The sequence below is a fragment of the Curtobacterium sp. MCBD17_021 genome (genome assembly GCF_003234525.1).
Classification (GTDB): domain Bacteria; phylum Actinomycetota; class Actinomycetes; order Actinomycetales; family Microbacteriaceae; genus Curtobacterium.
Genome location: NZ_QKTS01000013.1, coordinates 46263 through 66493 on the forward strand (window position 1 = coordinate 46263; position 20231 = coordinate 66493).

Annotated in this window: 19 protein-coding genes; 11 read left to right on the forward strand and 8 right to left on the reverse strand. The window is 72.1% G+C overall.

Annotated elements, in window-relative coordinates; genetic code table 11:
* Positions 1-8: 8 nt before the first annotated feature.
* Positions 9-812, forward strand: coding sequence for a BCCT family transporter (locus tag DEI83_RS12155; RefSeq protein ID WP_258371186.1), 804 nt, complete (start codon positions 9-11; stop codon positions 810-812).
* Positions 813-898: 86 nt separating this feature from the next.
* Here DEI83_RS12155 and DEI83_RS16000 read toward each other — a convergent pair whose 3' ends face one another.
* From DEI83_RS16000 to glgX, 3 genes are read right to left on the reverse strand one after another with little or no spacing between them, the layout of a single operon-like run.
* Complete coding sequence (locus DEI83_RS16000) at positions 899-1072, reverse strand: hypothetical protein (protein ID WP_181431208.1); 174 nt, start codon at positions 1070-1072, stop codon at positions 899-901.
* 41 nt (positions 1073-1113) lie between these two features.
* Positions 1114-2001 (reverse strand): SDR family oxidoreductase, encoded by an 888-nt coding sequence (locus DEI83_RS12165; protein WP_111082218.1) that lies wholly within the window; start codon positions 1999-2001, stop codon positions 1114-1116.
* 20 nt (positions 2002-2021) lie between these two features.
* A complete protein-coding gene (gene glgX / locus DEI83_RS12170) occupies positions 2022-4040 on the reverse strand; it encodes a glycogen debranching protein GlgX (protein ID WP_111082219.1) in 2019 nt (672 codons plus the stop codon).
* A gap of 137 nt (positions 4041-4177) precedes the next feature.
* Here glgX and DEI83_RS12175 point away from each other — a divergent pair, with 137 nt between their 5' ends.
* Positions 4178-5170, forward strand: coding sequence for an AraC family transcriptional regulator (locus DEI83_RS12175; protein ID WP_220036787.1), 993 nt, complete (start codon positions 4178-4180; stop codon positions 5168-5170).
* A gap of 70 nt (positions 5171-5240) precedes the next feature.
* Here the strand turns inward: DEI83_RS12175 and DEI83_RS12180 are convergent, their stop codons facing one another.
* From DEI83_RS12180 to DEI83_RS12190, 3 genes are read right to left on the reverse strand one after another with little or no spacing between them, the layout of a single operon-like run.
* Positions 5241-5981 (reverse strand): copper homeostasis protein CutC, encoded by a 741-nt coding sequence (locus DEI83_RS12180; protein ID WP_111082220.1) that lies wholly within the window; start codon positions 5979-5981, stop codon positions 5241-5243.
* Entirely contained in the window at positions 5978-7519 is a 1542-nt protein-coding gene (locus tag DEI83_RS12185) for a M81 family metallopeptidase (protein ID WP_111082221.1), read from the reverse strand. Before DEI83_RS12185 ends, DEI83_RS12180 begins: the two co-directional genes overlap by 4 nt.
* Positions 7512-8696: an ROK family transcriptional regulator gene (locus DEI83_RS12190; protein WP_111082222.1), complete on the reverse strand. Its 1185-nt coding sequence runs from the start codon at positions 8694-8696 to the stop codon at positions 7512-7514. Before DEI83_RS12190 ends, DEI83_RS12185 begins: the two co-directional genes overlap by 8 nt.
* A gap of 240 nt (positions 8697-8936) precedes the next feature.
* Between DEI83_RS12190 and DEI83_RS12195 the strand changes: the two genes are divergently transcribed.
* From DEI83_RS12195 to DEI83_RS12220, 6 genes are all read left to right on the forward strand, one after another.
* Positions 8937-10733, forward strand: a complete 1797-nt coding sequence (locus tag DEI83_RS12195; protein ID WP_111082223.1) for a peptide ABC transporter substrate-binding protein — start codon at positions 8937-8939, stop codon at positions 10731-10733.
* A 90-nt stretch (positions 10734-10823) separates the two neighbouring features.
* The gene (locus DEI83_RS12200) at positions 10824-11783 is read left to right on the forward strand and encodes an ABC transporter permease (protein WP_111082224.1); all 960 of its coding nucleotides are present in this window, start codon (positions 10824-10826) and stop codon (positions 11781-11783) included.
* Positions 11780-12676, forward strand: a complete 897-nt coding sequence (locus tag DEI83_RS12205; RefSeq protein ID WP_111082225.1) for an ABC transporter permease — start codon at positions 11780-11782, stop codon at positions 12674-12676. Before DEI83_RS12200 ends, DEI83_RS12205 begins: the two co-directional genes overlap by 4 nt.
* On the forward strand, positions 12673-14382 hold the full coding sequence (locus tag DEI83_RS12210; RefSeq protein ID WP_111082226.1) for an ABC transporter ATP-binding protein: 1710 nt from the start codon (positions 12673-12675) through the stop codon (positions 14380-14382). The genes DEI83_RS12205 and DEI83_RS12210 overlap by 4 nt, the downstream gene beginning before the upstream one ends.
* Positions 14379-15317 carry an ROK family protein gene (locus DEI83_RS12215; protein WP_258371187.1) on the forward strand — a complete coding sequence of 313 codons (939 nt, stop codon included), beginning with the start codon at positions 14379-14381 and terminating at the stop codon, positions 15315-15317. The genes DEI83_RS12210 and DEI83_RS12215 overlap by 4 nt, the downstream gene beginning before the upstream one ends.
* Before the next feature lie 127 nt (positions 15318-15444).
* Positions 15445-15903 (forward strand): MarR family winged helix-turn-helix transcriptional regulator, encoded by a 459-nt coding sequence (locus tag DEI83_RS12220; protein WP_111082227.1) that lies wholly within the window; start codon positions 15445-15447, stop codon positions 15901-15903.
* On the opposite strand, the gene DEI83_RS12225 is transcribed toward DEI83_RS12220, so the two are convergent.
* On the reverse strand, positions 15881-16339 hold the full coding sequence (locus DEI83_RS12225) for an iron chaperone (RefSeq protein ID WP_111082228.1): 459 nt from the start codon (positions 16337-16339) through the stop codon (positions 15881-15883). The two genes, DEI83_RS12220 and DEI83_RS12225, sit on opposite strands and share 23 nt — an antisense overlap.
* 54 nt (positions 16340-16393) lie before the next feature.
* Here DEI83_RS12225 and mgrA point away from each other — a divergent pair, with 54 nt between their 5' ends.
* Together mgrA and DEI83_RS12235 are read left to right on the forward strand one after the other, a co-directional pair.
* On the forward strand, positions 16394-17437 hold the full coding sequence (gene mgrA / locus DEI83_RS12230; protein ID WP_111082229.1) for an L-glyceraldehyde 3-phosphate reductase: 1044 nt from the start codon (positions 16394-16396) through the stop codon (positions 17435-17437).
* 285 nt (positions 17438-17722) lie between these two features.
* On the forward strand, positions 17723-18946 hold the full coding sequence (locus tag DEI83_RS12235; RefSeq protein ID WP_111082230.1) for an MFS transporter: 1224 nt from the start codon (positions 17723-17725) through the stop codon (positions 18944-18946).
* A gap of 28 nt (positions 18947-18974) precedes the next feature.
* Here DEI83_RS12235 and DEI83_RS12240 read toward each other — a convergent pair whose 3' ends face one another.
* Positions 18975-19592: a hypothetical protein gene (locus DEI83_RS12240; RefSeq protein WP_111082231.1), complete on the reverse strand. Its 618-nt coding sequence runs from the start codon at positions 19590-19592 to the stop codon at positions 18975-18977.
* 195 nt (positions 19593-19787) lie between these two features.
* Between DEI83_RS12240 and DEI83_RS12245 the strand changes: the two genes are divergently transcribed.
* Positions 19788-20228, forward strand: coding sequence for a hypothetical protein (locus DEI83_RS12245; protein WP_111082232.1), 441 nt, complete (start codon positions 19788-19790; stop codon positions 20226-20228).
* The last annotated feature ends 3 nt before the right edge of the window (positions 20229-20231 follow it).

The window sequence follows — 20231 nt, forward strand, 5'->3', positions numbered from 1 at the left end:
GGCAGTGGGTGACCACCGTCTTCGGTGTCCTGCTCGTCCCGACCGCGCTCACGTTCCTGTGGTTCGCCGTGCTCGGTGGTGCGGCGGTCCACCGCCAGACGGACGGTGCCGGTGGCCTGATCGGTGCCGACGGCACGGTCGACGTCGAGGGGTCGCTCTTCGCGCTGCTCGGGGACCTGCCGGCCGGGGTCGTCCTGACCTATGGCGCGATCCTGCTCATCAGCGTGTTCTTCGTCACCTCGTCCGACTCCGGGTCGCTCGTGATGGCGATGATCGCGTCCGGCGGGGACATCGAGCCGAAGAACTGGCTCCGGGTGTTCTTCGCGGGTGTCTCCGCGCTGCTCGCCGTCGCCCTGCTGCTGACCGGCGGGCTGAACGCCCTGAAGACGGCGGCGATCACCACGGCGCTGCCGTTCAGCGTCGTGCTGCTGCTCACCTGTTGGGCGACGATCATCGCGTTCACCCGTGAGCGCCGTGCGTACGACAAGGCCGAGCGGGCACTGTTGCTCGAGAAGGTCGGCGAGTACTACGGGCTCGAGGTCGACGCACCCACCGAGCGCCCGCTCGGCAGCGGGCTCGCCCGTCCGTGGCGCGCGGTGAAGGAGCGGGTCCGCGGACGCCGAGCAGCCGCCGACACCGTGCCGAGCGGTGTGCTCGGCTCCACGCCGGCCGAGCGGGCCGCCCTGGCGGACGACCCCGTACCGGGCACCGAGACCGTCTCGCCCGACCCGGCTCTCGACCCGCGGCTCGACGCTCGGGCGGACACGTCGCCGACCGGTGACGGAGCGGTGGAGTCGCGCACGGAGCGCTGACGGCGCCGACGACACGACGGACGGGAGGCCCGGTACCAGCTGGTACCGGGCCTCCCGTCGTGTGGTCGGCGCGTGCGCCGCGGCGCTCAGGCCTCGGAGTCGTCCTCGGCGGGCTCGTCCTCTTCGGGGTTGAAGTGCGAGGCGTCGCCGACGAACCCGGCGGCGAGGCCCTCGGGCTCGTTGGGGACCGTGCCGTCGTCGCCCAGACCGTCCGGCTTCGGCGTGCCCTCGGGGTCGTGCGCCGTGCTGTCGTTGCTCATCGTGTGCTCCTTCGCAGTGCTGGCCGGGTGCTCCACGTCCGTCAGAAGGCGGGGGTGCCGCCGGCGACCGTGATCGTCGACCCGGACTGGTAGCTCGATTCTGGACTGACGAGGTGGACGTACGCCGCACCGAGCTCGGCCGGCTGACCCGGTCGACCGAAGGGCGACTGCTGCCCGAACGTCGAGACGGTCTCGGCGTCGTCGGAGCCGGGCTGCAGCGGGGTCCACACCGGACCGGGCGCGACCGAGTTGACCCGGATTCCCTTCGGTGCGAGCTGCTGGGCGACCGCCTCGGTGAAGAGCTTGATCGCGCCCTTCGACACGGCGTAGTCGATCTTGTCCGGGGACGGGGTGGACGCCTGGATCGAGCCGGTCGTCACGATCGTCGAACCGGGCTCGAGGTGCGGGACCGCCGCCTTCGTCAGCCAGAACAGCGAGTAGATGTTCGTCTTGAACGTCGAGTCGAACATCGAGGTGTCGAGGGTCAGGATGTCGTCGTTGCTGTCCATCCGACCGGCGACCATGACGAGCGTGTCAAGGCCGCCGAGCTCGTCGACGCCCTTCTGCACGAGGTCGATGCAGTACTGCTCGTCCGAGATGTCGCCCGGGAACAGCACGGCCTTGCGGCCCTCGCCCTCGAGCAGGTCGCGGACCTCCTCGGCGTCCTCCTGCTCGTCGGGCAGGTAGGAGAGCACCAGGTCGGCGCCCTCCCGGGACAGGGCGATCGCGGCGGCCCGGCCGATGCCGGAGTCGGCGCCCGTGACGATGCCACGGAAGCCCTCCAGACGGCCCTTGCCGACGTAGCTCTGTTCTCCGTGGTCCGGCTTCGGGTCCATCTTCCACGCGGCCCCGGGCAACGACTGCTCCTGCTCCGGGAACGGCGGCACCGGGTAGAGGGTGGTCGGGTCCTTCTTCTCGTACTGGCTCATCGGTCCACTGTCCTCTCGGGCTACTGCAGCGCCGTGAAGGAGGCGTCGCGGACGAGCAGGGTCGTCGCGTCGCCGTCCACGGCCTGGTCGGGGTCGCTCGACAGGCCGAGGGACCAGGAGCCGCCGCCCGGACGCTCGGGGAGCGTGAACTCCACGGTCGTCTCGGAGGCGTTGAGCAGCAGTGCGATGCTGTCGTCGCCCTGCGCGAGCACCAGGATCACGGCGCGGTTCCCGCCGTCGGTCCAGTCGCCGTCCTCGAAGTCGTTCGCATCCGCGCGGAGCACCTGCACGGTCGACGGCGAGATGCCGGGCGCGGTGCGGTACCACTCCGGGCGGAGCGCGACGTGCTGCTTGCGGAAGGCGATCGCCGCCGTCGTGAAGGCGAGCAGGTCCTGGTCGGCGGCGGCCCAGTCGAACCACGAGATCTCGTCGTCCTGGCAGTAGGCGTTGTTGTTGCCGCCCTGCGAGCGGGCGATCTCGTCACCACCGAGGATCATCGGCACGCCGGCCGAGAGCAGCAGGGTGCCGAGGAAGTTCCGGCGCTGGCGGTTGCGGTAGTCGTTGACGCTCTCGTCGTCGGTCGGGCCCTCGATGCCGCCGTTGAACGAGGTGTTGTTGCTCTCGCCGTCGTTGTTGTCCTCGCCGTTCGCCTCGTTGTGCTTCTCGACGTACATGGTGAGGTCGGCCAGGGTGAAGCCGTCGTGCGCGGTGACGAAGTCCACCGAGCAGAGCGGCGACCGGCGCGAGCCCTCGTAGACGTCCGGGCTGCCGAGGACGCGCTGCACGGCGTCGCCGAGCGTGCCCTCGTCACCGCGCCAGAAGCTGCGCAGGTCGTCGCGGTACTTCCCGTTCCACTCCGACCAGTCGGCCGGGAACCCGCCCACCTGGTACCCGGCGGTGTCCCACGGCTCGGCGATCATCTTGACGTCGCGGAGCACCGGGTCCTGGTGGATGATGTCGAGGAACGCGGAGTGCTTCTCGGCCGAACCGTCCTGGCGGGTCAGCGTCGTCGCGAGGTCGAAGCGGAAGCCGTCGACGTGCATCTCCTCGACCCAGTAGCGGAGCGAGTCCGTGATGAGCCCGAGCGCGGTCGGGTGCGACACGTTGAGGCTGTTGCCCGTGCCGGTGGTGTCGAAGTAGTTCGCCTCGTCGCCCTCGACCAGCCGGTAGTACGACTGGTTGTCGAGCCCCTTGAAGGACAGCGTCGGGCCCATGTGGTTGCCCTCGGCCGTGTGGTTGTAGACGACGTCCAGGATGACCTCGAGGCCCGCGGCGTGCAGGGCCTTCACCATCTCCTTGAACTCCGCGACCTGCTGGCCGGCGGTGCCCGACGCGGCGTACTCGTTGTGCGGGGCGAAGAAGCCGATGCTGTTGTACCCCCAGTAGTTGCGGAGGCCCTTGTCCTGGAGCGTGGAGTCCTGCACGAACTGGTGGATCGGCAGCAGCTCGACCGCGGTGACGCCGAGGTCGGTGAGGTGCTTGATCGCGGCCGGGTGTGCCAGGCCCGCGTAGGTGCCGCGGATCTCCTCGGGCACGTCGGGGTGCTGCTTGGTGAAGCCCTTGACGTGGACCTCGTACACGACGGTGTCGGCCAGGGGGGTCTCGAGGCGGGTGTCGCCCTCCCAGTCGAACGAGCGGTCTGCGACGACGGAGCGCGGCATGGCAGCGGCGGAGTCGGACTCGTCGATCTGGTCCGGCTCGTTCATGTCGTGGCCGAACAGCTCCTGGCCCCACTGGTACTCGCCGTCGATCGCGGTGGCGTAGGGGTCGAGGAGGAGCTTCGCGGGGTTGTGCCGCAGGCCGTTCGCCGGGTCCCAGGCGCCGTGCACGCGGAAGCCGTAGCGGGTGCCGACGGTGACGTCCGGCACGACGTCGTGGAAGGTGTAACCGGTGCGGTGGGTCAGCTCGGTCCGGTGCTCGGTGCCGTCGTCGTCGAAACGGCAGAACTCGACGCGTTCGGCAGTACTGGAGAAGACGGCGACGTTGGCGCCGCCCTCGACGAGGGTCACGCCGAGCGGGTTCCGTGTGGAAGAGGTCATGCTCCGTTCTACCGGTCGGCGTCTGAGCCCGACGCCGGTCTGCGTACCCCGTTCCCGTTCGGCTCGCCCCGGGGTGCCGCGACGAGCGACCCGCCGCGGTGCTCGCGCTTCGCGGACAGGCATGGGAACATCAGATCGTGACCCATCTGCGCCCGGACCCGGGGACCCCTGACGGGTTCCGCGCCGTGCGCCTGGAAGGCACGAGCGAGACCCGCCCCGCGGTCCTCGACGACACGTACGGCACCGGGGGCGGCATCGGCGACGAGCGGTCCGCCTTCCGCTACACCGGCGCGGGCGACGCCGACCTCTCGCTGAGCGGTTCCGCGGTGGAGGGGCGCCGCACCGGCACGATGGAGCCGCGGCCCACGCACATCCTGTTCTGGATCGGGGACGGCACAGCGGTCATCATCGACGAGGACGGCACGCGCACCGTGGTCCGACCCGGCCAGCCGTTCCTCCTCGCCGCCACCGTCCGGTACGGCTTCGAGGCCGCGACGAGCCGCGTCTCGATGCTCCACCTGTCCGACCGGTTGCTCCGCGCGGCGCTCGCCGCCGACGGCGCGCAGGTCGTCGGGCCACTCCGGTTCCGCCGGACGGTCTCCACGACCGAGCTGGCCGACCTCCGGAGGGTGCTGCAGTCCCTCGGGCGGACCATCACCGACCCGGACGTCACCGGCCGACAGCGCGCCGAGCTGAACCTCCGGGTCGCCCGGGTCGTCGTCGGGACCTTCCCCGTGGACCTGCCGGCGACCACGAGCAGCGAGCGGCTCCGGGACGCCCTGACCTACATCCAGGAGCACGCCCACACCGTCGTCACCCTGGCGGACATCGCCGCAGCCGCGGGCATGAGCGCGCGCGGGCTGCAGCAGTCCTTCAACCGCTCGGTCGGCGTCTCCCCGCTGTCGCACCTGCGGAACGTCCGGCTCGACGCGGTGCACGAGGAGCTCCTGGGCGCCGATCCGCTCTCGTCGTCCGTGGCGGAGGTCGCCCGGCAGTGGGGCTTCGCGCACCTGGGCCGGTTCTCCGGTGCGTACCGGGAACGGTTCGGGGAGCTGCCGAGCGCGACCCTGCGAGGCGGCGGCAGCACCAGCAGCGGCTCCGACGACGGCGCGGGCAGCGCCGACGCCTGAGCCGGTCGTCCGGCGACGGTCCGGAGGTGCCCCCTCGTCGGGCAGGCCATTCGTCGGTGGGCCTGACCGGTCAGGGCCGGTGCGCGTCGACCGCGGCCCGGGCTGCCCGGACCACCTCGGCGTCGGTCTCGAAGTGCCCGGTCCCCGCGTCGCCGGCGCCCATCGGCACGCCTCCGTGCGCGGCGTCGGCGAGCCGCTTGGCGGAGAGGTGCACGGCCGCCGCGCCCGTGTCGAGGAGCACGGGGACGTCCGCCGGGGTGACGCCGGCACCCGCCATGACCTGCACGTCCCCGGCCACGGCGACCATCCGCGCGATGGTGTCCGCACCGACGAGCGCGGTCGCGGCACCGCCCGAGGTCAGGACGCGGGTGAACCCGAGGGCGCCGAGCCCCGCGGCTGCCGTGACCGGGTCGGCAGCGTGGTCGATCGCCCGGTGCAGCGTCACCTCGGCGTCGGGGCGCTCGGAGCGTGCGGCGTCGACGAACCGCGCGAGCGCACCGGTGTCGAGCGTCCGGTCCCGGTGGAGGGCACCGACGACCACGCCGGCTGCACCGGAGCGCAGGACGGCGACGAGTTCGCGGACCATGAGGTCGACCTCATCGGTGTCGTGCACGAAGCCCCCCGGACGGCACCGGACGAGGACGTGCACCGGCGGACCCGCCGCGACGGCCGCCTCGACGAGCCCCTGCGACGGAGTCAGCCCGCCGAGTTCGAGTGCGCTGCAGAGCTCGACCCGGTCGGCACCGCCGGCGAGGGCCACCGCGGCACCGACTGGGGAGGTGACGGCGATCTCGAGCGCCCGGGCGCTCACGCGTGGGCTCCGAGCGGCCGGTCGGACGCCGGGATGACCCGGGCGGACAGGTCCGGCGGTTCCGGGAAGGTCCGGTCGAAGGGGAACACCGGCCGCTCGATCCGGTGGTGGCCGAGGCGTTCGAGGTCCTGGTCGACGCCGCCCGGGGTGAGCGCGAGCATCCAGTCGGCCGCCATGTCGTACAGCTCCGGTTCCAGGTAGCCGATCTTCACGACGACCAGGTCGGCGCTGTGCGGGTCGAGGTCCAGGTCGGTGAAGTCGTGCTCGTGGTGGTAGGGCTTCCGGAGCTCGGTGAGGATCGCGAAGACGCTGCCGACCTGGAGGACGACCTCGGTCCGGGCGTCCCGGTCGCCGCGCTTGACCGCGTGCACCCGCCCGGTCATCGTCAACGGTCCGGCGTGCAGGTCGTCGACCTCGGCTCCTGCGGTGACGGTGACGGTCGCGCCGACGCCGGCCTCGACGCACGCGGCGACCGCGGCCGGACCGGGGACGCTGGCGTAGAGCACGACCGGGCCGTCGGCACTCCGGAACTCGTCGCGGGCGAGCAGCTGGGTCAGGCCCCACGTCATGTCGCCCGAGCCGCCGGCGGTCGGGTTGTCGCCGGAGTCGGACACGAAGTACGGGCGTGCGGCACCGGGGGCGAGGGCGGCGGCGAGACACTCGTCGAACGACCCGGTCGGGGCGACGAAGGCGAAGTCCTCGCGGGCGTCCCAGAACGCCTGCGCCAGGCGTTCCGCTCCGGCCGTGACGGCGCGCTCGTCCCACCCGGTGACGACGGTGACGGCACGGTTCCGCGGCTGGTCCGCCCAGGCGTAGCCGACCCAGATCGCGGCGTCGAGCACGCCCTCGCCTCGCTCGACGTCGGACACCTGCGCGTACACGGACGCGGCGGGCTCGATGCGGGTCGAGGTCTTCTCACCGGGCAGCAGGACCGGGATCGGGATCCAGGCCTTGACCGGCCGCTGCGCCCCGACGGGTCGGGTGGTGAGCACGTCGACGAGGTTGCGGACCGCGCGCTCCTTGGTCTCCATGGCGTCCTCGTGCGGTGCCATCCGGTAGCAGGTGATCAGGTCGCACTGGTGCGCGAGCTCCCGCGAGACGTTGCCGTGCAGGTCCATCGACGCGGAGACGACCACGTCCGGGCCGACCACCGCGCGGATCCGTTCGAGCAGGGTGGCCTCGGCGTCGTCGAGCCCCTCGACCACCATCGCACCGTGGATGTCGTACCAGAGGCCGTCGATCGTGGTGTCGGCCGCGATCGCGGACAGCCGGTCGGTGATCTCGGTGCTGAGTTCCTCGAAGTCGTCGCGCGGCACGACCCCGCCGGGCAACGCGTGCCCGATGAGGGCGCCACGGAACTCGGCCCGCTCGGACAACGGCCCCAGGAAGTCGTACCGGGCGACGACCTCGTCGCCACGGTCCGGGTGGAAGGCGGCCGCCGGGGTGCGGGTCGGCGTGAACGTCGACGTCTCGATGGCCAGGCCGGCGATGGCGATGACCGGACGACGGGCGCCGGCGGTGGTTCCGGTCTCAGACACGGGTGCTCCTGTTCCTGGTGGTCCGCAATGGGATGGGTGCCGACAGTTCCTCGAGCGAGGCGGCGAGCCCGCGCTGCAGGGCGAACTGGCCGGCGCCGACGAGGCCGGCGTCGGCCCCCAACGAGGCGCGCTCGATGACGAGGTGCTGCGTGACGAGCGGGTGGCAGCTCTCGTAGAGCTGGCTCCGCACGGCGGCGACGAAGGGGTCGAGGGTGGACAGGATGCCGCCGAGGGAGACGGCGTCCGGGTTGAAGAAGTTCACGTTGGCGGCGAGCACCTCGCCGAGGTAGCGCCCGGCCAGGCGGACGGCGCGGGTCGTCTCCGGGTGCGCCTCGGACGCCAGCCGGACCACGTCCTGCGTGGTGCTGACGTCCACGCCGGCCTCGCGGAGGATCCGGACCAGGGCGGCCCCGGACGCCACGGTCTCGAGGCAGCCGGTGTTGCCGCACGAGCACGGGGTGTCACCCGCCGCGTCGATCCGCACGTGCGTGATGTCCCCCGCGGCGCCGGTCGAGCCGCGGTAGAGCTGCCCGTCGATGACGATCCCCGCGCCGATCGCCGACCCGGCCTTCACCGTGATCGCCTGACGTCTGGTGGACGGCTGCACGGTCTGCTCGCCCGCGGCCATGCAGTTCGCGTCGTTGTCGATCGCGGCCGGCACCCCGAAGTGCTCGGTGAGCCACGCGGCGACGGGGAAGCCGTTCCAGCCCGGCATCCGGCTCGGCAGGTCGACGACGCCCGCCGCGACGTCGACCGGACCCGGGAGGCTCAACCCGACCCCGCGCAGCCCGTCGCGTCCGCGTTCGGACACCAGGGCGTCGAGGAGCGCCGCCAGCGCTGCCAGGCCCGCGGTCGGACCGTCGGCGAGCGCGAACGGGACGGTCGAGACCGACTCGAGCGCGCCTCCCGGCAGGACGATCCCGATCCGGACGTGACCGCCACCGACGTCGGCGGCGACCGCGTACTCGTCGGTCCCGCCGATCCGGAGGACCTTGCGGGGCCGACCACCCGTGGAGACGTCGGTGCCCTCCTCCGCCAGGATGCCGTGGCCGAGGAGCTGCCCGACGACGTGCGACACGGTCGACGGAGCGGCGCCGAGCAACTGCGCGATCTCGGTGCGGCTCGACGCCTGCCCGCTCGCGATGAGCTCGAGCACGCGGGAGCTGAGGTCCGGCACGACTTTCTCCAATCGGCGTCGTCCGAGCGCGGTTCTCGCCCGACTGCACCGAGCCTACGGGGCAGGAGTGGCGGTCCGCGCTTTCCACCGATCGGCAGAAACAGACTATTTACACGAGAACGTTTGTTTTTCCAACGACTTCGGCCATTGACTGTGGTCGTGCCACCGGGGCCTGGTCCTGATCGCACTCCTGTCCCTCCACCACGCCGACGATGGCGTCCTCGCGCAAGGAGACACCGCATGACCAAGCCCCGTCGCTGGGCCCTCCTCACCGGAGCCGCGCTCGCGGTGAGCGCACTGCTCGCCGGGTGTTCCGGGGGCGGTTCCGCCACCACCGGCACGACGTCCGACGAGATCGACTACGCGCTGCCGGCGAACTTCACGCCGAACTGGATCCTCCCGATCGGCACCGCGGCGCACCTCAACACGAACAACGGCTCGATCGCGCAGTCGCTGTACGAGCGCCTCATCGCCTACGACGGGTCCACGGGCAAGATCGCGTGGAACAAGGCCGGGTCGGTCGCGACCGCTGCCGACTTCGCCGACGACGGCACGAGCGTCACGATCACGCTGGGGGACCGGCACTGGTCCGACGGCGAGCCGATCACGAGCCGCGACGTCGAGTTCTGGTTCAACCTGATCAAGGCGAACGCGCAGGACTGGGGTTCCTACTCCGAGGGCAAGGCCCCGGACAACTGGAGCTCGTTCACGACGGTCGACGACACGCACTTCACGATCGCGTTCGACCAGGCGTACAACCAGGACTGGATGCTCGCAAACCAGCTGAGCTACATCATCCCGCTCCCGCAGCACGCCTGGGACAAGACGAGCGCCTCGGCCGAGGTGACCGACGCCGACCGCACCCCCGAGGGCGCGAAGCAGGTCTGGAAGTACCTCAACACCGCCGCCGGCAAGATCGCCGACTACGACTCCGACCCACTGTGGAAGACGATCTCCGGCCCGTACGGCCTGTCGTCGTTCACGACCGCGGGGAAGGTCCAGCTCACCGCGATCGGGAAGTACGACGGTGGCGAGAAGGCCTCCATCAAGACGGTCAACCTGCTGCCGTTCACCACCGCCGACGCCGAGACGAACGCCCTGCGCTCCGGGGCGGTCGACTACGGCTACATCAACGCCACCGACCTCGACCAGGAGGACTCCTTCACGGCGAAGGGCTACGAGGTCGACCCCTGGACGGGCTGGGCGATCACGTACATGCCGTACAACTTCAACAACCCGGACATGGGCGCCGTCTTCAAGCAGCTGTACGCCCGCCAGGCCGTGCAGATGTCGATCGACCAGGAGTCCCTGTCGAAGGTCGTCTTCAACGGCACCGCCACCTCCACCTACGGGCCGATCCCGCAGGCGCAGGAGTCCGACTACGTCTCCGACGTGCAGGAGGACAACCCCTACCCGTTCAGCACGAAGAAGGCCACGGCACTGCTGACCGGTCACGGCTGGACCAAGCAGGGCGGCACCATGGTCTGCACCGACGCGGGCAACGGTGACGACCAGTGCGGCGAGGGCGTGGCCGAGGGCACGGAGTTCACCATGCAGGTGCTCTCGCAGTCCGGCTCGACCGTGACCGACAACATGATGAGCGCCATCCAGTCGTCGCTCGCCAAGACCGGCATCGGCTTCACGATCAAGACCGCGCCGGTGTCGAGCGTCCTGTCGCAGACCCCGACCTGCACCTCGGACGAGGCGAGCTGCGACTGGGACCTGTCGTTCTTCGGCACCGCTGGCAGCTGGTACTTCCCGGCCTACCCGACCGGTGAGTCGCTCTTCTCGACCGGCGGCTCCGCGAACTTCGGCAGCTACTCGAACAAGGAGGTCGACGCGCTCATCGACGCGACGACCACCTCGACCGACACGAGCGCCGTGCAGGACTACAGCGCGGCCGTCGCGGAGGACCTGCCGGTGATCTGGCTGCCGAGCCCGGACTACCAGATCTCCGTCAAGAAGAGCGGCCTGACCGGGTTCGACCAGGACTCGCTCGCGAACTTCCACCCCGCCCAGTGGAAGTGGAGCAAGTAGCCCACTGAGTCCCTCCGGGAGGCGCGGTGCGGGTCCGACCCGCACCGCGCCTCCCGGGGGAGTCCCGTCAGCAGCGACAACGGAAGCAGCATGACCACTGCCCTCTACCTCACCCGCCGCGTCCTGCAGGCGCTCGCGGTGATCCTCATCGTCACGATCGTCGTGTTCTGCCTCCTGCACGCGCTGCCCGGCGGGCCCGCCCGCGGCGTACTCGGCGTCGCCGCGACCCCCGCGCAGATCGCCACGTTCAACCAGGCGCAGGGCCTCGACCAGCCGTTGCCCGTGCAGTACCTCCGGTTCCTCGGACGGCTGCTCACCGGCGACCTCGGCACCTCGTACACGCTCAACGAACCGGTCTCGCAGCTCATCCAGGAGCGCATCCCGAAGACCCTCGTCCTCACCGGACTCTCCGCCGTGCTCGGGCTCCTCGTGGCCCTGCCGGTCGGCATGTGGCAGGCGGCCCGACGCAACGGAGCGATCGACTACGCCGCCACCGCACTGGCGTTCGTCTTCTACTCGACGCCCGCGTTCTTCCTCGGCCTCGTGCTCATCATCGTGTTCAGCCAGCAGCTGCCGTGGCTGCCGTCCCAGGCGCCGAGCGGCACCACCCTCGCCGAGGTGTTCCAGCAGCCGGCCGGACTCGTCCTGCCCGTGCTCACCGGCGCCCTCGCGATGATCGCCGTCTTCAGCCGGTACATGCGCGCGGCGACGCTGGAGAACCTGCAGGAGGACTACGTGCGCACCGCCCGCGCGGGTGGCTCGTCAACGACGACGATCCTCCGCCGGCACGTGTTCCGGAACTCGTTGACGCCCGTCGTCGCGATGCTCGGCTACTACCTCCCGGTGCTGTTCGGCGGCGCCCTCGTCACCGAGCAGCTGTTCAACTACCCGGGCATGGGGCTGCTGTTCTGGAACGCGGCGCAGACGTCCGACTACCCGACCCTGCTCGGCTGCGTGCTCGTCATCTCCGTCGCCACCGTCATCGGCACCCTGCTCGCCGACGTGGCACAGTCCGTGATCGACCCGCGAGTGAAGGCAGGCCGCGCATGACCACCGTCCAACTCGCCCCCGAGACGCCCGGGGCACCGGTCACCGTCGCCGCCACCGGGTTCCGGCTGGCCGCCCGCCGCTTCCGGCACAACACACTCGCCGTCATCGGCCTGGTCCTGCTCGTCGTCATCGTGCTGTTCTGCTTCGTCGGCCCGTTCCTGTACCCGACCGACCAGACGCACACCGTGCTCGAGCAGGCGAACCAGGGCCCGAGCGGCGCGCACCTGCTCGGCACCGACGCCGTCGGCCACGACGTCCTCGGCCGTCTGATGTACGGCGGGAGGGTGTCACTCATGGTCGGCATCGCCGCGGGGCTGCTGGCCACCGTCGTCGGCACGCTGTGGGGCTCGGTCGCCGGGTACGTCGGCGGCTGGGTCGACGCGGTCATGATGCGCGTCGTCGACGCCGGCATCGCCATCCCGGCGCTGTTCATCCTGCTCGTCATCTCGGCGATCACCACCCCGGGCGTCTGGGGGCTCATCGTGATCCTCGGCTTCGTGTCCTGGCTCGTGCCCTCCCGGCTCATCCGCGCCGAGACCCTGACGCTGAAGAACCGCGACTTCGTGCTCACCCTCCGCGCCATCGGTGGCTCGCACGCCCGCGCGATCGGCCGGCACCTGCTGCCGAACTCCGTGTCGACGATCGTCGTCGCCGCGACGTTCCAGGTCGCCGACGCGATCCTCCTCGTCGCCTACGTCTCCTACCTGGGCCTCGGCGTGCAACCGCCGGCGACGGACTGGGGCGGCATGCTCTCGGCGGGGCTCACCGCCGCCTACTCCGGTCGCTGGTGGCTGATCGTGCCGCCGGGACTCGCCGTGATCTTCGTCGTCTGCGCGCTCAACGCGGTCGGCGACGGACTCCGGGACGCATTCGACGTGAAGGGCCGCGGATGACCGCCACCGAACCGATCCTCGCCGTCGACGACCTCGGCGTGCACTTCAGCACCGAGTCCGGCGACGTGCACGCCGTCCAGGGCGTGTCCCTGACCGTGGCGCCGGGCGAGACCCTCGCCCTCGTCGGGGAGTCCGGCTCCGGCAAGTCCACCGTGGCGCTCGCCGCGATGGGGCTGCTCTCCGGCAACGCCACCGTCACCGGCAGCGCCGTGGTCGACGGGCACCAGGTCGTCGGCGCGTCCGAGCCGTCCCTGCGGTCCCTGCGTGGCCGGACGGTGTCGATGGTGTTCCAGGAGCCCGCCACCGCCCTCGACCCGCTCACCCGCGTCGGGGCGCAGATCGCCGAGGTCGTCCGCAACCACCGGCAGGTGTCCGCCGCGGCCGCCGCCGCCGAAGCCGTCGACCTCCTCCGCCGCGTGGGAATCCCGTCCCCGGAGGACCGCGCGAAGGCCTTCCCGTTCCAGCTCTCCGGCGGGCAGCGGCAGCGCGTCGTCATCGCGATGGCGATCGCCAACGAGCCGGCGCTCCTCATCGCCGACGAACCGACCACCGCCCTCGACGTCACCGTGCAGGCCGAGATCCTCGAACTGCTCCGGGCGCTCGCCGCCGACACCGGCACCGGCGTCCTGCTCGTCACGCACAACATGGGCGTGGTCGCGGACTTCGCCGACCGGGTCGCCGTGATGCTGCACGGGTCGATCGTCGAGACCGGTGGCGTCGAGGACGTCCTGCTCCGGCCGCAGCACGAGTACACCGGGCGGTTGCTCGCCGCGGTACCGCGCCTCCGGACGGCCGAGGCCGTCGACGGTACCGCGGACGAGCGTCCGGTCGTCGTGGACCGGCCCGCCGCAGCCGACCCGGCCGGGAGGCCCGACACACCCCCGGTGGTCGACCTGCGGGACGTCACGGTCACCTTCGGCCGTGGCGCCCGCGCGGTGCACGCCCTGCGCGGCATCGACGTCGAGGTCCACGCCGGGGAGACCGTCGGCCTGGTCGGCGAGTCCGGCTCCGGCAAGTCCACCGCGGCTCGCGTCGCCCTCGGCCTCGTGCGCCCCACCACGGGCAGCGTCCGGCTGTTCGGCGCGGACGTCCGGCGGAGCCGAGGTCGGGACCGCCTGGCGCTCCGCTCCGGCGTCGGCGTCGTGCTGCAGGATCCGGTGGCCTCCCTCGACCCGCGGATGTCCGTCGGCGAGTGCATCGCAGAGCCGCTCGCCGTCCACCGCCGGCGGACCTCGGCCACCGACCGTCGACGCCGCGTCGACGAGGTCCTGGACGCCGTCCGACTGCCCCGAACCCTGGCCACCCGCGCACCGCGAGAGCTCTCGGGCGGGCAACGCCAGCGGGTGAGCCTCGCCCGGGCGCTCGTGCTCGAGCCCCGGCTGCTCGTCGCCGACGAGCCGACCAGCGCGCTCGACGTCAGCGTGCAGGAGGCCGTCCTCGAGGTCCTCACCGACCTGCAGGCCGACCTCGGCTTCGCGTGCCTGTTCGTCTCGCACGACCTCGCCGTCGTGCAGCGGTTCGCCGAGCGGGTCGTCGTGATGCGCGCCGGGGCGGTCGAGGAGCAGGGGCCGACCGGCGAGACCCTCCTGCACCCCACCACCGACTACACCCGGCGGCTGCTCGCCGCGGTGCCGGTGCCCGACCCGGTGGTGCAACGGCAGCGCCGGACCGAGCGGCTGGCCTCCCTCGCCGCGGTGACCCGGTGATCGACGACCGTGCCCCGGGCAGGCGCGAGGTCGTGGCCGGCATCGACGTCGGTGGCACGAACACCAAGGTCCTCCTCGCCACCACCGACCTCGAGGTCCTGGGCCGGGTCGACCTGCCGACCCCCGCGCACGACGGCGGGGACGCGATCCTGGACGCGGCCGAGGCGGCGGTGCGGTCCCTGCTCGACCGGCACCGGGCCTCCCTGGCGGGTGTCGGGGTGGGCGCTGCCGGCGTCGTCGACCCGACCACGGGCACGGTGCTCGTCACCGCGAACTCGTTCACCGGGTGGGCCGGGTACGGCGTCACCGACGCCGTCGCCGCACGGCTCGGGGTGCCGGCGACGCTCGACAACGACGTGAACGCGTTCCTGCTCGGCGAGGTCGCCGCCGGTGCCGTCGCGGGGGAGCGGGACGTGCTCGGGATGACCCTCGGCACCGGCGTGGGCGGGGCGCTCGTCCTCGACGGCACGCTCTTCGGCGGCCCGCACGGAGCGGCCGGGGAGATCGGCCACGTCCCCGGCTTCGGTGACACCGTCTGCACCTGCGGCGGGCGCGGACACCTCGAGACCGTCGCCGGCGCCCGGGGCATGGCGGACCGCTACGCCGCGAGCACCGGGCGACGGCTCGGCACGCACCAGGTCGCCGAGGCCGCACGTGCGGGGGACCCGGACGCGCAGGCCGTGTTCGCGGCCGCCGGGTGGGGTGTCGCCCGTGCCGTCCTGCTCACGGCGGGGATCCTCGACGTGACGACCGTCGTGATCGGCGGCGGGGTCGCACGGTCGTGGGACCTGCTCGCGCCGGTGATCAGCGCGGCCCTGGCGGACGAACCCCCGGTGAGCGGGGCGACGATCCGCGTGGAGCCGTCCACGCTGGGGCCGGACGCCGTGGCGCTCGGGGCGGCGGCGCAGGTGCGGCGGCTCGTGGCGCGGCGGTGAACCCCGGTTGGGGGAGCTGCTCCGCAGGAGCGGCCGACCAGACGCACCGCTGACCCGCGCGAGGCCGGCGACCAGACGTCGGGCTCCGGCGGACCGGCTGCCCATCCGCGCGGGTTACGGTGCGGGGATGACCTCACCGGCCTCGGACGACGCACTCGCCGAACTGGCGGACGCCGTCCTCCGCGTGGCCCGGGAGCTCGACCCGACGGGCCCGCGGTCCGTCGACGTCGTCCCGTTGACCGGCACCGAGGTGCTGGTGATGCGCTGGGTCGACACGAACCCGGGCACCACCCCGAGCGCGACGGCGGAGGCGACGGCGCTGCGTCGGAGCAACCTCAGCGTCGCGCTCGGGTCGCTCGTCGCGAAGGGCATGGTCGAACGTCGGACGCACCCCGACGACGCCCGACTCGCGCAGCTGTACCCGACGGCGCTCGCGGCCGAGAGCATCGGCCTGCTGCGGGCGCGGTGGACGGAGGCCCTGCGTGCGGCCCTCGACGTGCGGGGTGTCGACGCTGCCGCCGTCACGTCCGCCGTCGGCCTGCTCCAGCGGATCGAGGACGGGCTCAGGCCACCGCGCGGCGGATGAGCTCGGCGACCGCCTGCTCGTCGGCTGCCGAGAACTCCGGCGTCACCGCGAACGAGGTCGGCCAGAACGAGCCGTCGTCGAGCGCCGCGGGGTCCTGGAACCCGAGGGTCGCGTAGCGCGCCTTGAACTTGGCGGCGTCCTGGAAGAAGAACACCACCGAGCCGTCCTTCGCGTAGGCCGGCATCCCGTACCAGAGCTTCGGTGCGAGGTCGGGAGCGACCTCGAGCGCGATGCGGTGGATCCGTTCCGCCAGGCCGCGGTCCGGCTCGGGCATCGCGGCGATCTTGTCGACCACGGCCTGCGCATCGAGGGCGGCCTTCTCGGCCTTCGACGTGCCGCGCTTGCGACTGGCCTTCACCTCGGCCGCGTGCTCGCGCATCGCGGCGCGCTCCTCCGCGGTGAAGGTGCTCTCGGAGATCTCGTCACGTGCTGCCATGGGAGGTCCCTTCGTCGGTGAGCATCACGGTAGCGCCGTGGCAGGCTCGGGTCCATGACCTACATCGCTGCCGACGACCGCTACGACTCGATGACGTACCGCCGCACCGGCCACTCCGGCCTCGACCTGCCGCTGCTGAGCCTCGGCTACTGGCACAACTTCGGTGACGACGTGCCCTTCGAGACCCAGCGCGCGGTGAGCCGCCGGGCGTTCGACCTCGGCATCACGCACCACGACCTCGCGAACAACTACGGCCCGCCCTACGGCGCCGCCGAGGTCAACTTCGGCCGGCTCATGCGTGAGGACTTCGCTCCGTACCGCGACGAGATGGTCGTCTCGACGAAGGCCGGCTGGGACATGTGGCCCGGCCCGTACGGGCAGGGTGGCGGCTCGCGCAAGTACGTGCTCGCCTCGCTCGACCAGTCGCTGCGCCGCACCGGCCTCGACTACGTCGACGTCTTCTACTCGCACCGCCTCGACGCGTCCACGCCGCTCGAGGAGACGATGGGCGCCCTGCACACGGCCGTCCAGCAGGGCAAGGCGCTCTACGTCGGCATCTCGTCCTACGACGCCGACCGCACCCGACAGGCTGCCGCGATCCTCCGCGACCTCGGCACGCCGCTGCTCATCCACCAGCCCTCGTACTCGATGCTCAACCGTTGGATCGAGACCGAGGGGCTGCTCGACGCAGCCGGGGATCTCGGCTTCGGCGTGATCGGCTTCACGGCGCTCGCGCAGGGGCTCCTGACCGGCAAGTACCTCGACGGCGTCCCGGAGGGTTCCCGCGCCGCTGCCGGCAAGTCCCTCGACCCGTCGACGATCACCCCCGAGGTCGTCGAGCACCTGAACGCCCTGAACGCCGTCGCGGAGTCCCGCGGACAGACGATGGCGCAGCTCGCCCTGGCATGGGCCCTCCGCGACGAGCGGGTGACCTCGCTCGTCATCGGGGCATCGCGCGTCGAACAGCTCGAGGACAACGTCGCCGCACTCGCGAACACCACGTTCTCGGACGAGGAGCTCCGCACCATCGACGAGCACACCGTCGGCATCGCCGACGTCGACCTGTGGGCGGGAGCCCGCGCCGGCGAGGTCTCCTGATCCGGGGCGGGCCGTCCCGCTCGGTCCCGAAGTGTCACCAGCGCACCTCCAGTTCGACACTTGCTAGGCCAAGTGTGAACGACGCCGGCCGTCGCGGCCGACCGCAGGCACCGCCGGACGGGAGGCTGGGCACCAGCTTCGGAACGCGCCTCCCGTCCGGCGGGTACCCTGGACAGGCAATCCAGCAACAACCGTGTATCTACCGGACGCCGGCACCCCGGCGGACAGCGGCGGCACCCGATGGGTCCGTCCGACAGGGGCGGGCCGAGAAGGCACACCCCCACCATGCTCCAACCGCGTTCCACCAGCGCGTCCCTGATCACCCTCGCCGGGCGGTCCTACTTCCCCATCGCCTTCATCGCGCGGCTCCCGTTCGCGATGATGGTCGTCGGCGTCCTGACCCTCGTCGTCGCCGCGCGTGACTCCGTCGCCCTCGGCGGCATCAACTCCGCGTCCGTCGGCATCGGCTCCGCGCTCTTCGGTCCGCTCGTCGGTGCCGCGGCCGACAAGTACGGTCAACGGGCGGTGCTCGTGCCCGTCGGTCTCGCCAACGCGGTGCTGCTCGGCGCCCTGCCGTTCGTCGTGCAGAGTGCCGCGCCGGACCTCGCCGTGCTCGCGATGTCCTTCCTCATCGGCGCGAGCGCGCCGCAGGTCGCGCCGATGTCCCGCACCCGGCTGGTCGCGATCATCCGGAACCGGATGGACCCGAAGCGGCACGAGCGGGTCCTCAGCGGCACGATGGCGTACGAGTCCGCGGCCGACGAGACCGTCTTCATCGTCGGGCCGTTCCTGGTCGGCGTCCTCGCGAGCGCGATCGCGCCGTGGGTCGCCGTGGCCGGGGCCTCCGTGTTGACCTTCGTCTTCGTGACGGCGTTCGCACTGCACCCCACCGGTCGGCTCACGCTCGGGCACGCGTCCGACCCCCGCCCCGCGCCGGCCCGGGAGCTCCTCCGGCCCCGCCTGGTCGTCGTGGTCGTCGGCATCCTCGGCATCGGGTTCTTCTTCGGGTCGACCCTGACCTCGCTGACGGCGTTCATGGCCGACCACGGGGGATCGTCGCGCGCCGGCCTGCTCTACGGGCTGATGGGCATCGGCTCGGCCGGGCTCGCGCTCGGATCGGCGACGTTCCCGCGGGCCTTCCGGCTCGGCTGGCGGTGGCTGGTGTTCGGCGCCGTGCTCCTGGGCTCGGCGATCGTCTTCGCGACCGCGGACTCCGTGCTCGCGGTCGGGATCGTCCTCGCGGTGATGGGCATCGGCATCGGTCCGACCCTCGTGACGCAGTACAGCCTCGGGTCCGACCGCTCGCCGGTGGGGCGTTCAGCGACGACCATGACGATCCTCGGCTCGGCCGTCATCGTCGGGCAGTCGATCGCCTCGGCCGTGGTCGGTGAGGTCGCGGAGCGTGCCGGTACGCCGGCGGCGATGGCGTTCCCGGCGATCTCGGCGGCCGTGGTCGTGCTGGCCGCGATGGTCAACCTGGTGCTGTCGCGTCGGGACGCCGTGCGCTGAGCGCCGGCGACGCAGCGGCCCGGGCGGCTCAGGCCGATGCCCCTGGCCGGTCCGGCCGTCCGGCGACGCGTCGCCAGGCGGGAGTCGCATCCGCGAGGTGCGGGTAGACCGTCAGCATCGCCGCGGGCACGACGACCCAGGTGTCCCGGTCGGACTCACGGTACGACCGCTCGACGGCTTCCGCGTACCCGGGGGACCCGGAAGTCGGCGGCCAGCCCTGCGCGGTACGCGGGAGTCGAGCCTCGACGCCGGACTGCACGAGCTCGTCCCGGTGTGCGTCGGTGAGCGGTCGGAGCGCCCCTTCGTGGACGAGCCAGTCCACGACCTCCTGCATCTGCGCGGCCGTCACCCCGTGGCCCTTGGTGTCGTCGGACATCGCGGACCGGGCTCGCTGCGGTTGGACGATCCAGGGAACGTCGAACGACAGGTCGCCCTGCGCCGCCACTCGGTGCTGCGCGGGGGCGGACTCGACGATCTCGCGGAGCAGGTACTCCTCACCCTTCGCGAAGACGCGCTGTGCCCGGCGCTCGAGTCGCGGGTACGGGACTGCAGCACGGCCCGGTGCCGCCACACTCGGGACCGGGACGGCGTTCGCGGCGCGCCACCACGCTCGCAGTCGCTCACCCGCTGATCGGCGTCCGCCCATGACAGCCACCGTACCGTCGCGTCCGTCGGGAGGGTGCCCCAGTGCTGGCTGCCGTCGTCACCGTCCCGCCGGGGCGATGGACCTGGTGCTGTCGCGTCGGGACAGCGTGCGCTGACCGCGGCGGGATGGGGCGCCTGCACCGGTTCTCAGCCGGTAGTCTTCCCCTCGCGGCGTGGTCGTCGGGATGATGAGCTCGTGCGTCGCATCACGGTCGTGGGTCTCGGGTCCGTCCTCGCTGTCCTGGTCGCCGCGGTCGTCGTCGTGTCCGTCCCCGGGAGGTCGGGGCCGTCCGCGCCGCTCCCACCGGCCGGCGCCTCGGCGAGCACGGTGGGCCGGGCCTTCCTGGACGCCGCCGTCCGCCGCGACTGCGACGGGATGCGGGCGCTGTCGAGCCCTGATGACACGAGCTGGTGCCCGGCCAGCCGGTGGGGGCAATGGACCGGCGAGGGCGACCCGACCATGCACTCCTGGGGAAGCCTGCGGAACGTCTCGGCCGCTGCGGACGCCGAGCAGTGCTTCGTGTACTCCCTCCGGCAGTCCGGGCTCGTCGGGATGGCGACGGGGGAGGGCACCTGGGGGTTCTGCGAGAAGCACACCCGGCACGGATGGCGGATCGTCTCCGAGGGGGAGGCGTGAATT